This is a genomic window from Pseudomonas sp. GW821-FHT03E01 (assembly GCF_059420765.1).
Map to the genome: position 1 here is coordinate 266,389 of NZ_JBWKUI010000010.1, position 14,476 is coordinate 280,864.

General features: G+C 59.3%; 11 protein-coding genes and 2 tRNA genes. 9 read left to right on the forward strand and 4 right to left on the reverse strand.

Annotated elements, in window-relative coordinates; genetic code table 11:
• From AC07VO_RS18790 to thiO, 4 genes are read left to right on the forward strand one after another with little or no spacing between them, the layout of a single operon-like run.
• A complete protein-coding gene (locus AC07VO_RS18790) occupies nucleotides 1–480 on the forward strand; it encodes a pilus assembly PilX family protein (RefSeq protein ID WP_086945905.1) in 480 nt (159 codons plus the stop codon).
• Nucleotides 467–3,589 carry a pilus assembly protein gene (locus tag AC07VO_RS18795; protein ID WP_086945904.1) on the forward strand — a complete coding sequence of 1,041 codons (3,123 nt, stop codon included), beginning with the start codon at nucleotides 467–469 and terminating at the stop codon, nucleotides 3,587–3,589. The genes AC07VO_RS18790 and AC07VO_RS18795 overlap by 14 nt, the downstream gene beginning before the upstream one ends.
• Nucleotides 3,590–3,602: 13 nt before the next feature.
• Nucleotides 3,603–4,004, forward strand: coding sequence for a type IV pilin protein (locus AC07VO_RS18800; protein WP_018925895.1), 402 nt, complete (start codon nucleotides 3,603–3,605; stop codon nucleotides 4,002–4,004).
• Between the two features lie 56 nt (nucleotides 4,005–4,060).
• Nucleotides 4,061–5,161 carry a glycine oxidase ThiO gene (thiO, locus tag AC07VO_RS18805; protein ID WP_064620442.1) on the forward strand — a complete coding sequence of 367 codons (1,101 nt, stop codon included), beginning with the start codon at nucleotides 4,061–4,063 and terminating at the stop codon, nucleotides 5,159–5,161.
• A 19-nt stretch (nucleotides 5,162–5,180) separates the two neighbouring features.
• Here thiO and AC07VO_RS18810 read toward each other — a convergent pair whose 3' ends face one another.
• From AC07VO_RS18810 to AC07VO_RS18825, 4 genes are all read right to left on the reverse strand, one after another.
• Entirely contained in the window at nucleotides 5,181–6,527 is a 1,347-nt protein-coding gene (locus tag AC07VO_RS18810; protein WP_018925897.1) for a sigma-54-dependent transcriptional regulator, read from the reverse strand.
• Entirely contained in the window at nucleotides 6,524–8,113 is a 1,590-nt protein-coding gene (locus AC07VO_RS18815; protein ID WP_064620435.1) for a sensor histidine kinase, read from the reverse strand. Before AC07VO_RS18815 ends, AC07VO_RS18810 begins: the two co-directional genes overlap by 4 nt.
• The gene (locus AC07VO_RS18820) at nucleotides 8,103–8,336 is read right to left on the reverse strand and encodes a PP0621 family protein (RefSeq protein ID WP_064620433.1); all 234 of its coding nucleotides are present in this window, start codon (nucleotides 8,334–8,336) and stop codon (nucleotides 8,103–8,105) included. The genes AC07VO_RS18815 and AC07VO_RS18820 overlap by 11 nt, the downstream gene beginning before the upstream one ends.
• A gap of 136 nt (nucleotides 8,337–8,472) precedes the next feature.
• Entirely contained in the window at nucleotides 8,473–9,489 is a 1,017-nt protein-coding gene (locus AC07VO_RS18825) for an outer membrane protein assembly factor BamD (protein WP_086945903.1), read from the reverse strand.
• Between the two features lie 151 nt (nucleotides 9,490–9,640).
• Here AC07VO_RS18825 and rluD point away from each other — a divergent pair, with 151 nt between their 5' ends.
• The 5 genes from rluD (at nucleotide 9,641) to AC07VO_RS18850 (ending at nucleotide 14,475) form a co-directional block, all read left to right on the forward strand.
• Entirely contained in the window at nucleotides 9,641–10,603 is a 963-nt protein-coding gene (rluD, locus tag AC07VO_RS18830; RefSeq protein WP_007901932.1) for a 23S rRNA pseudouridine(1911/1915/1917) synthase RluD, read from the forward strand.
• Nucleotides 10,600–11,322, forward strand: a complete 723-nt coding sequence (gene pgeF / locus AC07VO_RS18835) for a peptidoglycan editing factor PgeF (protein ID WP_086945902.1) — start codon at nucleotides 10,600–10,602, stop codon at nucleotides 11,320–11,322. The genes rluD and pgeF overlap by 4 nt, the downstream gene beginning before the upstream one ends.
• Nucleotides 11,323–11,452: 130 nt before the next feature.
• Complete coding sequence (gene clpB / locus AC07VO_RS18840; protein ID WP_086945901.1) at nucleotides 11,453–14,017, forward strand: ATP-dependent chaperone ClpB; 2,565 nt, start codon at nucleotides 11,453–11,455, stop codon at nucleotides 14,015–14,017.
• Nucleotides 14,018–14,316: 299 nt separating this feature from the next.
• Nucleotides 14,317–14,392: transfer RNA gene (locus AC07VO_RS18845), tRNA-Asn, on the forward strand.
• A 9-nt stretch (nucleotides 14,393–14,401) separates the two neighbouring features.
• Nucleotides 14,402–14,475, forward strand: a tRNA-Pro gene (locus AC07VO_RS18850).
• Nucleotide 14,476: the final 1 nt, after the last annotated feature.

Sequence of the window (14,476 nt, forward strand, 5' to 3'; positions counted from 1 at the left end):
ATGAGTCGTGCACCCATGACATCTCACGCCCAGCGCGGCATGGCGCTGTTGGTCAGCCTGGTGTTTCTCCTGGTGCTGACATTGATCGGTCTCTCGTCGATGCAGAGCGCCACGTTGCAGGAGAAAATGACCAGCAGCGTGATCCTGCGCAACCAGTCGTTCCAGGGCGCGGAAGCGGCGTTGCGGGTCGGTGAAAGCGCGGTGCAACTGAACTCCTACTCGTTGCCGGTCTGCAGTGGCACCAGCCAGTGCGCACCGCCGGCCGAGGCGTCGGTCATTACCGCCGCCGGGTTCAACTCCACCTCGGGGGTGAACTGGATCGCCTCCGGTAGCGGCTTTTATGGAGTGCAGAACATCGGCACTACCCTGACTGCCGTGAATGTGCCGAGCAACACATCGGCAACCCTTTATCGGGTGACCGCCGTGGGTATCGCGGGCAGCTCGCGCAGTGTGGTGGAGAGTATTTATGCGAAGTACTGAGACCCGCACAGGCTGGCGCCGTTGGTTACAGCAGCTGCTCTGCGGCGCGGCCTTGAGCCTTTACCTGGCCGCGCCGACCTACGCTTTCACGCCCTCGGACTCTCCGCTGTTGAGCGCCGCCGCCGTGCCTCCCAATGTGATGCTGCTGCTCGATGACTCGGGGAGTATGAACAACATTATCTGGGCGGCCGGCTTCGACCCGACGGTCGTACGCACCCCAGTGACGATTTGCCTCTCCAATGGTTCGTGCAACAAAGGCCGCGACCTGGACATGACCGATAACAATATCGCCTTGTCGAGTTTGAATCATGGAACATGCTCGAAGGCCGGATGGTACGGTTTTTATAAAAACAGCCTTCTCGGTCTGGATTCGCTTTGCCTGAAGCTTCCCGATCCGGTGGGAAGCGAGGACACGCGGTATACGGCGAATTATTTGTCCTACCTGATCAGCCTGGCCAACAATACTGACCGGGACTTCACCGACGGCTCGATCCCCAACGATTACCGGATGAACGTGGCGCGCAACGTTTCCAAGACGTTGGTGGCCAACAACCGTTCGCTACGCATCGGCCTGTCGACATTCAACCTGGCGGTCGGCAACCATAAGAATGACGGTGGTTACATCGCCCGCTCGATCAGCGATTTGTCGGCGGTCAGCGGCACTGTGACTCAGGCTCAAGCCGATACCAATTACACCTCACTGATCGCCGGGATCGACGAGCTGAGTGCGCAAGCCAATACGCCGCTGGCGGAAGCCTATTACGAGATCACTCGTTATTTCCGTGGCATGGCGCCGTACAACAACTCGACGCCCGACACCTATACCAGTCCGATTCAGTACCGTTGCCAGAAGAATTACGGGGTGGTGATCACCGATGGTCTGCCGACCTACGATCGAACCTTTCCGACCGACGATCCGCTGGGTGGCAGCCGGTTACCGAACTGGGACGGGATCAGCAGTAACGATGGTACCGACCCCTCAGGCGATGATGAGGGCGACACCCTGTACCTGGATGACATTGCCAAGTTCGCCTTCGACATCGACATGCGCTCCACGGGAACCGATGCCACGGGCAAAAGCTGGAACGCCCCGGATTTTCCCAGGCAGTACATGAACACCTATACCGTGGGGTTCACCGCGGCAAACCAGATGTTGGCGGATGCCGCGACCTATGGGCAGGGCAAGTACTATCAGGTAAACGACAGCGCGGGACTTGGCAACGCACTGTCTGCAGCCCTGAGCGACATCACTTCCAAGGCCGGCTCAGGTGGCAGTGGCGTAGCCAGCGGCACGACCCTGACCAGCGACTCGAGATATTTCCAGACCAGTTACGATCCCAAGGACTGGCGGGGTACGATCAAGTCCTTCGGCTTCACGTCGGCGGGCGCGGTTAACACCGCCGCCGTGCTGTGGACGACCGACACCACCATCGTGCCCGGCGCCACCGCGCCGACCTACCAGTCCTGGAACACGCAAACCAACGCGGCGGTCACCCTGGCTTACAGCAATTTCTCTACGGCGCAGCAGACCACCCTCAACCAGGGGCTGCCTACTGGCATCAACGGCAACGATCTGGTGGAGTGGAGCAAGGGCATCAACAAAACCGGGCTGAAAGTTCGCAGTGTATTGCTCGGCGACATCATCAATTCGCCACTCGTGCTGGCCTCACCCACGGACAAAACCGCGTCCGATCTGGTGGCAGACACCAGCTACAGCACTTACCTGACCACCAAAGCCGCCAACATGAATGCCAGCCTGGTGGTGAATGCCAACGACGGTTTTGTAAACATCATCAACTCGGCCAATGGTGTCAGGCGTTATGCCTACATGCCCTCCAGCGTGCTGCCATCGCTGAACGACATCGCTGATCCCACTTACATCAACGGTGTGAGCCACAAGTTTCTGGTCGATGGCCAGGTCGGCGTGTTCGATGCTCAGCTCAACAGCGCCTGGAAAACCCTGGCGATTGGCGGAACGGGGGCGGGCGGCAAAACCTTCTATGCGCTGCAATTGTTCGACGCATCGGCTGGTAATGAAACTAAAGCACTGTGGGAAGTCAGTGCGCCGGCCACGGCCAATACAGCGAACGTTTTCAATGATCTGGGTTATGCCTATGCGCGCCCCGAAGTGGCACGCTTGGCCGATGGTCGCTGGGCCGCGTTTATCTCCAACGGCTATGGCAGCAACTCCGGGGTTGCAGCGTTGTATGTGGTGGATATTCGCGACGGCTCGCTGATCAAGAAAATCGTGGTCGACAGTACCGAAACCACCAACGGCCTGTCGTCGGTGAAGCTCAGGGTCAACTCGCAGAATGTGGTGCAGGCTGCCTACGGGGGCGATCTGAAAGGGCGGTTGTGGAAGTTCGATTTGAGTGGCACCACCCCTGACACCTGGGGCGTGGCGTTTTCCGGCAAGCCGTTGTTCACCACTGCAGGTGGCGCGACCCAGCCGATTACCGCGCAACCGTTGCTGGCGGATCACGTGTTGGGCGGCAAGGAGGTGTTTTTCGGCACCGGCAAATTCAATGAGGTTGCCGACAAGACCAATAAGGATCTACAGGCGTTCTACGCGGTATGGGATGCCGAGGGGGGCGCAGGACAAATCACTGTTTCCAGTTTGCAGGCGCAGGCGGTGACCGGCGTGTTTTCGGGCAGTACCGGGCAATTCATCACCACCAGCCAGAACGAGGTGACCTACCCGGCCAAGAAAGGCTGGTACTTGCCCCTGGTATACAACAACGTGCTGACGGGGGAGCGGGTGATCTATCAGGCCAGTCTGGTATCGGGGCGAATTGTTTTTACCACGCTCAGTGTGGATACCGTGGACCCCTGTGCCAGCTTCGGTAGCGGCAAACTGGTCGAACTCGATGCGTTCAGCGGTAAGATGCTCAATTACGCGGTACTCGACACCAATGCCGACGGGGTGGTCGATGGCAACGACACGATTTCCAGTGGGGTGATCTTCACCGGTGGTATCCCGACCCTGAACGCGGTCGTCAATGACGCAACCCGCAAGATTGTGAACGACTCCGGTGGTGGCGTGACCACTCTGGTGGAAAAATCCGGTGGCGGCAGCGGCCGTCGCATCATGTGGCGACAAATACAGTAAGTGAGAGTGAGGCATGCGCAGATCCAACCGAGGTTTTACCCTGATCGAAATCATGATCGTGATTGCGATCATCGGGATCGTCATCACCATTGGCTATCCGAGCCTCACCGAGTACATAAAAAAGGGCCGCCGTACTGAAGTCGCCGGGTTGCTTTCCGAGCAGGCGCAGATCCTCGAGCGTTTCTATTCGAAGAATAATGTCTACACCAATGCCACTGGCCTCAGCGCTGGCAATGATTTCTACACCATCACCCCGACCCTGACCGATCAGACCTTCCTGCTGACGGCAACACGCAAGGCCGGTTCGACCATGGCCAGCGACAAGTGCGGTGATTTCACTCTCACCAATACCGGCGTCAGGAGTATGGTCAATGCCGCGTCCGGCTTGGCCACCAAGGATTGCTGGGGTCGCTGAGTTCCTTTTTCGGGCGCCTTTTGCGCCCTCTGTCTATAGAACGGTTGGATCAGAACATGAGCAGTCAACAGCAAGTGGTGATTGTCGGTGGCGGGGTGATTGGCCTGCTGACGGCGTTCAATCTCGCGTCCGAAGTGCAGAGCGTGGTGCTGCTGGACCGCTCGAACGTCGGTCAGGAGTCTTCCTGGGCCGGTGGCGGGATCGTTTCGCCGCTCTACCCATGGCGCTACAGCCCGGCGGTCACTGCACTGGCTCATTGGTCCCAGGATTTTTATCCACAACTGGCCCAGCGTTTGTTCGCTGCCACCGGTGTCGATCCTGAAGTGCACACCACCGGGTTGTATTGGCTGGACCTGGATGACGAGGCCGAAGCACTCGCCTGGGCCAAACGGGAGAACCGTCCGCTGCGGGCTGTGGATATCTCTGCGGCCCACGATGCAGTGCCGGTATTGGGCGCCGGTTTTTCGCGGGCGATCTACATGGCCGATGTGGCCAATGTGCGTAATCCACGGCTGGTGAAGTCCCTCAAGGCCGCCTTGCTGGCGTTGCCGAACGTGACGATCCATGAACAATGCGAGGTCAGCGAATTTATCCGGGAAGGTTCTGTGGTGGTCGGGGTACAGACCTCGATGGGGGCCATTCGGGGTGATGAGGTGGTTTTGACAGCGGGGGCCTGGAGCGGTGACTTGCTGAAAAAGCTGGGCCTGGAACTGCCGGTCGAACCGGTCAAGGGACAGATGATTCTCTACAAGTGCGCAGCGGACTTCCTGCCGAGCATGGTCCTGGCCAAGGGGCGTTATGCCATTCCCCGGCGCGACGGGCACATCCTGATCGGCAGTACGCTGGAGCATGAGGGCTTCGACAAGACGCCAACCGACACGGCGCTGGAAAGCCTGAAGGCATCGGCGGTGGAATTGATTCCGGCATTGGCGGATGCCGAGGTGGTGGGGCATTGGGCGGGGTTGCGGCCCGGGTCGCCTGAAGGAATCCCCTATATCGGTCGGGTGCCGGGATATGACGGGCTCTGGCTCAACTGCGGGCATTACCGTAACGGGCTGGTGCTGGCGCCGGCGTCATGTCAGTTGTTTGCCGATGTGATGCTGGGGCGGGCGCCGATTATCGACCCTGCGCCGTATGCGCCAGCCGGACGAATCTGACAGAAGAGCTGTTAACGGTTCAATCCAGCCCCAATTTCTTCAGCCTGTAACGCATCGACCGAAATGACAGATTCAATCGCTGGGCCGCCGCCGTGCGGTTCCAGCGGGTTTCTTCCAGGGCCTGGAGGATGAGTTTGCGTTCGACGTTTTCCAGATAGGCTTCCAGATTATCGATCTGTGTCAGGTCTGGCACGCCGCCGTCCGGGTTGCAGTTGCCTTCCGCCAGACGCAGGTCGCTGGCTTCGATCTGTTTGTTCTCGCACAAGGTGTGAGCCCGTTCGAGCATGTTCTCCAATTCCCGCACGTTTCCAGGAAAGCGATAGTTTTTCAGCGCTTCGAGGGCTTGTGGGTGGAGTTTTGCGGGGGGCTGGCCAGTGCTGGCCGCCAGTCGCTTGAGCATATTGTTGGTCAGAAGCTCAATGTCGTCGCGGCGTTCGCGCAAGGACGGTACTCGCAGCTCGATCACGTTCAGGCGGTAGTACAAGTCCTGGCGAAAGCGTTCGGCGGCGACTTCGGCATCGAGGTCTTTGTGAGTGGCGCAGAGGATGCGCACATCGACCACGGTTTCCTGCTGGCCACCGATGCTGCGAACGGCTTTCTCCTGTATGGCCCGCAGCAGTTTGACCTGCATTGCCAGCGGCAGGTCAGCCACTTCGTCGAGGAACAACGTACCGCCATGGGCTGCCTGGAACAGCCCAGGCTTGTCTTCGATGGCGCCGCTGAAACTGCCTTTGCGATGGCCGAAAAACTCGCTTTCCATCAATTCCGACGGGATTGCCCCACAGTTCACCGGGACGAACGGTCGGCTGGCGCGCGGGCCTTGGTCGTGGATAAGTCGAGCGACCAGTTCCTTGCCGCTGCCGGACTCGCCACTGATGTAGACCGGGGCTTGGCTGCGGGCCAGTTTGTCGATTTGTTTGCGCAGGTTGCGCATTGGCAGCGAGTCTCCCAGCAGCCGACGGTCGATGCCGCTGCTGGTGCCGCCTGGCGCTGGCAAGCTCAGGGCGCTGATGACCAGTTCGCGCAGACGGGTGAGGTCGACCGGTTTGGTCAGGAAGTCGAAGGCGCCGGCCTTGAGGGCGTTTATTGCTGTTTCCAGGCTGCCGTAGGCGGTGATCATCGCCACCGGCACTTGTGCATAGCGCTGCTGGATGTGCTGCACCAGCGCCAGACCGGTGCCGTCAGGCAGGCGCATGTCGGTCAGGCACAGGTCGAACGTATCCCGAGCCAGTAGCGCCTGCGCTTCTGCGAGGTTGCGTGCGCTGAAGGTGTCGAGTTTCATCCGTCCCAGGGTGATTTCCAGGAGTTCGCGGATATCCGGCTCGTCGTCGACGATGAGGATTTTTTGCCGTGGGCTCGTGTTCAACTTTGTTTCCGTCCGTGAGCAAAGGTGATGCGAAAGCAGCCGCCGCCTTGGCGTGATTTGAAGTCTAGGCGGGCTTGATTGCTTTCGCACAGCTCACGGGACAGATAAAGCCCCAGGCCAGTACCCTGGCTGCTGGTGGTGAAGAACGGTTCGAACAAGTGAGTACGTTGGTCCGGTGCAACGCCAGGGCCATCGTCCAGGACTTCCAGGGTCGGCAACTGGCTGTCCGGGTCGATAAACAACTCAAGCCAGGCCTGCGCCCGATCATGCTTGAGGGCGCTATGGCGCCAGGCATTGCGCAACAGGTTATCGAGAATCTGGGTCAGCTGATCCGGATCCATCAGGGTTTTGAAGTCTCCCAAGCCGATGCGCAGGTGAATCTGCTGATGTTCTTTCGAGCCTTCGCGGGTTTCGGCGACGAAATGCTCCAGCCACGGCTTCAAATCGAGCCGTTGCGGCACGGTTTGCTGGCGACGGGACAATTGCAGGACGTTTTCGATTACCCGATTCATGCGCTGAGATTGGTCTTGAATAATCTGGGTCAGACGCCGGTCCGCACCGTTCAGTTCCTCGGATTCCTGCAGTAACTGCGCGGCATGACTAATGGCGCCCAGTGGATTGCGGATCTCATGGGCAATCCCGGCGGTCAGGCGACCGAGGGCGGCGAGTTTCAGTTGTTGGGCCTGTTGGGCGATTTGGGCGAGGTCTTCGAGAAAAACCAGCGTCTGGTGGTGCGGGCTTTGGTCCAGGGCAATGAAGCTTGGTTGCAGCTCGAGGCCGTTGCTGGCGATCTGCAGGCTTTGCGGGCGCAACGTTGGATTGTTGAGCCACAGTTGGAGTCGCTCGACCAACGGTATCGAGTAATCGTCGATCAACTGGCCGTCCAGTTTTTCCTGCCCCAGCAAGGTCAAGGCGCTGTGATTGGCCAGTTGCACCCGCCGTTGGTTGTCGAGCACCAGAATGCCCGTGCGCATGCGTTGCAGGATCAGTGCGTTGAGGGCTTCGAGACCGAGCACTTCACTGGCCCGCTGTTCGGCCAGGGTTTCGCTGACCTCCAATCGTCGGGTCAATCCCTGCACCAGCAGCGCCGCGGCAAAACACAGGGCGCCGAGGGTGCCGATTTGCAGGTAATCACTGGGGCTGGCGGGGTGGTTGAAGCTCAGGATGAAGCTCAAACCCACGATGCCAAGGGCACCGACCGCTGCGATCAGCAGACCGACACGCCCGCGCAGCAAGGTATTGCTGATGGCTACTGAGACGATCAGCAAATTGCCGATGGCACTGGCCATGCCGCCCGCGGCATAGAACAGGCCGCACAGCAGCAGGACATCGACCAGCGCCAGGCCGAACAGCTGCGCGGGGCGTCGGGTGTTCCCCAAAAAGACCACCAGCAGGATATTCAGCACCAGGTACAACCAGCTGCCGTTGCGCAGCAGGTCGTCATTGGCGAACTTCAGCAACTGGTTGTCCATGTTGCTGGAGATCAACAGCACCAGGGTGATGCCGACGCTTAAGCGGTAGAGGTGATAGAGGCGCAGCAGTCGCTGGGCCTGTTTGTTGCCTGGGCTGGGCGTCTCAGCGATCACTTGAGCCCGGGCCTTGCTCAAGGTGAGCCTGGCTGCAATACCACTGTTGTTCGAGTTTCAACGCGCGGTCGCGGGGCAGGTGTACGCCGCAATGAGCACAGCGAACCATGGGCGGAGCATCTTGCTCGCGCGGCATATTGGCGACCGACGTCGGGCCCTTGAACTTGCGCCAGAACCATATGGCAGCGGCAATCAGGGCGATCCAGAACAATAGACGAAGCATGGTGAGCTGCTTTTTGATTAATGAGTTGGCAGTTTAGCCAAGGACGGGTCAAGCGCACAGCGCAATACGTTCACCCAAAAATTCGGCAATAAAAAAGGCGCCTCGAAAGGCGCCTTCCCGGTACAACATCTCTATGTCAGTCGAACAGGCCGAAGGTCATGTGGCTGAACCAGGAACGGTCGGTGTTGCTGGACTCGGGTTCCGGTTCTTCGATCACATCGCCGTTTTCATCTTTAGGCTTGAGCTCGTTCGGAATCGCGTCCTTGGCATCCTGGAACTGCTTCTGCACATCCTGGTTGGCGCGGGTTTCGCCCGGCGGCAGTGGCGGACGGGATTCGATCAGGCCCAGGGTGGCCTTGCTCAGCCACGAACGGTTGTCGGCTTCGGCTACCGATGGCACGAACTGACCGTTCACCAGGCTCGGGTGGTTCGGGTAGTTGAGTTTCAGGGTTTCGAGACTGGTCGCAGCCAGTTCGTCCAGGTGCAGGCGCTGGTAGGCTTCGGTCATCACCGCCAGGCCGTCACCGACCGATGGGGTTTCCTGGAAGTTTTCCACTACATAACGGCCACGGTTGGCGGCGGCAACGTAGGCCTGACGGGTCAGGTAGTAGTCGGCAACGTGGATTTCATAGGCCGCCAGCAGGTTGCGCAGGTAAATCATGCGCTGCTTGGCGTCCGGCGCGTAGCGGCTGTTCGGGTAGCGGCTGGTCAGCTGGGCGAACTCGTTGTAGGAGTCGCGGGCAGCGCCCGGGTCACGCTTGGTCATGTCCAGTGGCAGGAAGCGCGCCAGCATGCCGACGTCCTGGTCAAAAGAGGTCAGACCCTTGAGGTAGTAGGCGTAATCGACGTTCGGGTGCTGCGGGTGCAGACGAATGAATCGCTCGGCGGCGGACTTCGCAGCCTCAGGCTCGGAGTTCTTGTAGTTGGCGTAGATGAGCTCGAGTTGAGCCTGATCGGCATAGCGACCGAACGGATAACGCGACTCCAGGGCCTTCAGCTTGGCTGTGGCGGCGGTGTAGCTATTGTTGTCCAGATCGTGCTGAGCCTGCTGGTACAGCTCGACTTCGCTCAGGTTTTCGTCTACGACTTCCTTCGATGAGCAAGCAGCGGTCAATGCGAGGATGGCGATCAGCAGCAGGTGTTTCACTTGCATGGCGGCTTGCGTCCCTATGACGGCCGCTGTCTTGGGCGGGGCCGTCCTGTTATGATGAGTGCCCCGTTGAAAAGCCTCGGGGCAAAAGACGCCGTATTTAACCACAAGCGCGCAGCCGAAACCAAAGGCTGTGCCGACGCCTAGTCTGAGCATGTCCGATAAAATTGAACTTCGCGCAGAGGTGCCGTCCGAATTGGGCGGCCAACGCCTCGATCAAGTCGCCGCACAATTATTCGCTGAGCACTCGCGCTCGCGCCTTTCCGCCTGGATCAAAGACGGCCGCCTGACTGTGGATGGGGCGGTTATCCGCCCGCGAGACATCGTTCACGGTGGCGCCATTCTTGAATTGACTGCCGAGCAGGAAGCTCAGGGCGAATGGATCGCTCAAGACATCGAGCTGGACATCGTCTATGAAGACGACGACATCCTCGTGATCAACAAGCCTGCGGGCCTGGTGGTGCATCCGGCCGCCGGTCACGCCGACGGCACCTTGCTCAACGCCTTGCTGCACCACGTGCCGGACATCATCAATGTGCCCCGCGCCGGTATCGTGCATCGCCTGGACAAGGACACCACCGGTCTGATGGTGGTGGCCAAGACCATTCAGGCGCAGACACAGCTGGTCACTCAATTGCAGAGCCGCAGTGTCAGCCGGATCTATGAGTGCATCGTAATCGGTGTGGTGACGGCCGGCGGCAAGATCAACGCACCGATCGGTCGTCACGGCCAGCAGCGCCAGCGCATGGCGGTGATGGAAGGTGGCAAGCAAGCCGTCAGTCACTACCGCGTGCTCGAGCGTTTCCGCTCCCACACTCATGTGCGAGTGAAGCTGGAAACCGGTCGTACGCACCAGATTCGCGTGCACATGGCGCACATCAACTACCCGTTGGTCGGAGATCCTGCCTACGGCGGTCGTTTCCGTATTCCACCGGCCGCCAGCGTGACCATGGTCGAATCCCTGAAGAATTTCCCGCGTCAGGCGCTGCATGCGCGGTTCCTGGAGCTGGATCATCCGACCACCGGTAAACGCATGAGCTGGGAATCGCCACTGCCGGATGACTTCGTCTGGTTGCTGTCGCTGCTCAAGCAAGACCGCGAGGCGTTCATCGGATGACCTGGCTGACGCCTGACTGGCCCGCGCCGGCCAGCGTCAAAGCCTGCGTTACCACCCGTGAGGGCGGCGTCAGTCTGGCGCCGTTCGACAGCCTCAACCTCGGCGATCACGTTGACGACAGCCCTGAAGCCGTCGCCGAAAACCGCCGTCGTCTCACCGATCGTTTCTCGATTCAGCCGGCCTGGCTGCAACAGGTTCACGGCATTGTCGTGACCCAAGCGGACCCAAACCTGGTAGCCACTGCCGACGCCAGCTGGACGGCAACACCCGGTATCGCTTGCACAGCGATGACCGCCGACTGCCTTCCTGCGCTGTTTTGCGACCGTGCCGGCACCCGCGTCGCTGCCGCCCATGCCGGTTGGCGCGGGCTGGCGGCGGGTGTGCTGGAAGCGACCCTCGACAGTCTGGCTGTACCGCCCGAAGACGTACTGGTCTGGCTCGGCCCGGCCATTGGCCCTCAAGCCTTTGAAGTCGGCCCGGAAGTGCGCGAAACCTTCGTCCAGCAATTGCCTGAAGCCGACAAAGCCTTCGTGCCGAGCCAGAATGCCGGCAAGTTCATGGCCGACATCTATGAACTGGCGCGTTTGCGTCTGGCCGCTCGCGGTGTCACCGCTGTTTATGGCGGTGGTTTCTGCACAGTGACCGATCCACGTTTCTTTTCTTACCGCCGCAGTCCTCGCACCGGCCGGTTTGCCTCCCTGATCTGGCTCGAACGCTAGACTTCTCTGATCTACATCAACTGCACGACGCTTGAATCTCCCAGAATCGACCACATCTATAGCGGTATCTGGCAGGTTTCTTTATTCGGGATGTTTATAGGTCCGGCCTGCTCAAAAGGAAGGTGAACCCATGCGTATAGACCGTTTAACCAGCAAGCTGCAGTTAGCCTTGTCCGACGCCCAGTCCCTGGCTGTCGGCCTCGATCATCCGGCCATTGAACCGGCGCATTTGATGCAGGCCATGCTTGAACAGCAGGGTGGTTCGATCAAACCCCTGCTGATGCAGGTGGGTTTCGACGTCAACAGCCTGCGTAAAGAGCTGACCAAAGCGCTCGATCAGCTGCCGAAAATCCAGAACCCGACCGGTGACGTGAACATGTCGCAGGATCTGGCACGCCTGCTCAATCAGGCCGATCGCCTGGCCCAGCAGAAGGGTGACCAATTCATCTCCAGCGAACTGGCGCTGCTCGCCGCGATGGACGAGAACAGCAAGCTCGGCAAATTGCTGCTCGGCCAGGGCGTGAGCAAAAAGGCGCTGGAAAACGCGATCAACAATCTGCGCGGCGGTGAGGCAGTTAATGACGCCAACCAGGAAGAGTCTCGGCAGGCGCTGGATAAATACACCATCGACCTGACCAAGCGCGCCGAAGAGGGCAAGCTCGATCCGGTGATCGGCCGTGACGATGAAATTCGCCGCACCATTCAGGTTCTGCAACGCCGCACCAAGAACAACCCGGTGCTGATCGGTGAGCCTGGCGTGGGTAAAACCGCCATCGCCGAAGGCTTGGCTCAGCGCATCATCAACGGTGAAGTGCCGGACGGTCTCAAAGGCAGGCGCCTTTTGTCCCTGGATATGGGGGCATTGATTGCCGGTGCCAAATACCGCGGCGAGTTCGAAGAGCGCCTCAAGTCCCTGCTCAACGAACTGTCGAAGCAGGAAGGGCAGATCATTCTGTTCATCGACGAGTTGCACACCATGGTCGGCGCGGGCAAGGGCGAAGGCTCGATGGACGCGGGCAACATGCTCAAACCGGCATTGGCTCGCGGTGAGCTGCATTGCGTCGGCGCGACCACGCTCAACGAGTACCGTCAATATATAGAGAAGGATGCGGCCCTCGAGCGGCGCTTCCAGAAGGTCTTGGTGGACGAGCCGAGCGAAGAAGACACCATCGCCATCCTGCGTGGTCTGAAAGAGCGCTACGAAGTTCACCACAAGGTGGCAATCACCGACGGTGCAATCATCGCCGCGGCCAAGCTCAGTCATCGCTACATCACGGACCGCCAGTTGCCGGACAAGGCCATCGACCTGATCGACGAAGCCGCCAGCCGCATCCGCATGGAAATCGATTCCAAGCCGGAAGTGCTGGACCGTCTGGAGCGTCGCCTGATTCAGCTGAAGGTGGAATCCCAGGCGCTGAAGAAAGAAAGCGACGACGCGGCGAAGAAACGTCTGGAAAAATTGCAGGAAGAAATCGCCCGTCACGAGCGTGAGTATTCGGATCTCGAAGAGATCTGGAACTCGGAAAAAGCCGAGGTCCAGGGTTCGGCACAGATCCAGCAGAAAATCGAACAGTCCCGTCAGGAACTGGAAGCCGCGCGCCGTAAAGGCGATCTGAACCGCATGGCCGAGCTGCAATACGGGGTGATCCCGGACCTGGAGCGCAGCCTGCAAATGGTCGACCAGCACGGCAAAAGCGAAAACCAGTTGTTGCGCAGCAAGGTGACTGAAGAAGAGATCGCTGAAGTCGTGTCGAAATGGACCGGCATCCCCGTGGCGAAAATGCTCGAGGGCGAGCGCGAAAAACTGATGAAGATGGAAAGCCTGTTGCACCAACGTGTGATCGGTCAGGACGAAGCAGTGATCGCCGTCTCCAACGCAGTGCGGCGTTCCCGTGCCGGGTTGTCCGATCCGAATCGCCCGAGCGGTTCGTTCATGTTCCTCGGCCCGACCGGTGTCGGTAAAACCGAGTTGTGCAAGGCGCTGGCCGAGTTCCTCTTTGATACTGAAGAGGCGATGGTACGGATCGACATGTCCGAGTTCATGGAGAAGCATTCCGTGGCTCGTCTGATCGGCGCGCCACCGGGCTACGTGGGCTATGAGGAGGGCGGTTACCTGACCGAGGCGGTGCGTCGCAAGCCTTATTCAGTGATCCTGCTGGATGAGGTCGAGAAGGCCCACCCGGATGTGTTCAACATCTTGCTGCAAGTGCTCGAAGATGGCCGTTTGACCGACAGCCATGGCCGCACGGTGGATTTCAAAAATACCGTGATCGTCATGACCTCCAACCTGGGCTCGGTACAGATCCAGGAACTGATAGGGGATCGCGAAGCGCAGCGTGCAGCGGTGATGGATGCGATTTCCACGCACTTCCGGCCGGAGTTCATCAACCGGGTCGACGAAGTGGTGATCTTCGAGCCACTGGCTCGGGATCAGATCGCGGGCATTACCGAGATCCAGTTGGGTCGCCTGCGTAGCCGTCTGACCGAGCGCGAGCTGAAGCTTGAGCTGAGTCCGGAAGCGATGGATAAGCTGATTGCTGTCGGTTACGACCCGGTCTATGGCGCACGGCCGCTCAAACGGGCGATCCAGCGCTGGATCGAGAACCCGCTGGCCCAGCTGATTCTATCGGGTCGTTTCATGCCCGGAGAGACCGCCAAAGGTGTGGTGGAGCACGACGAAATCGTCTTTGTCTGATCCCCAGTGGCAACAAAATGAAAGAGGCCTCGCATTGCGAGGCCTTTTTTTCGATAGGCTGTTGAACTCAAAGGAAAATGCTTGTAAAGTGCGCCCCGCAGTAAGTCACCCCGAGAGGGTTTCTGCTCCCCAAGCAGGAATCTGAAATAAGTTGCAAATCATTAACTTGAAAGCAATTTAGGGGGTTGACAGAGGTGCTTAAGATTGTAGAATAGCGCGCCTCAGACACACGAACGCAGCGATGCGAACGGGTCGAAGAGGTGAAGCAAGCTTCACAGTTGTAAATTGAAATATGTAGTTCCGTGATAGCTCAGTCGGTAGAGCAAATGACTGTTAATCATTGGGTCCCAGGTTCGAGTCCTGGTCACGGAGCCAATTTCAAACCGGGGTATAGCGCAGTCCGGTAGCGCGCCTGCTTTGGGAGCAGGATGTCAGGAGTTCGAATCCCCTTACCCCGAC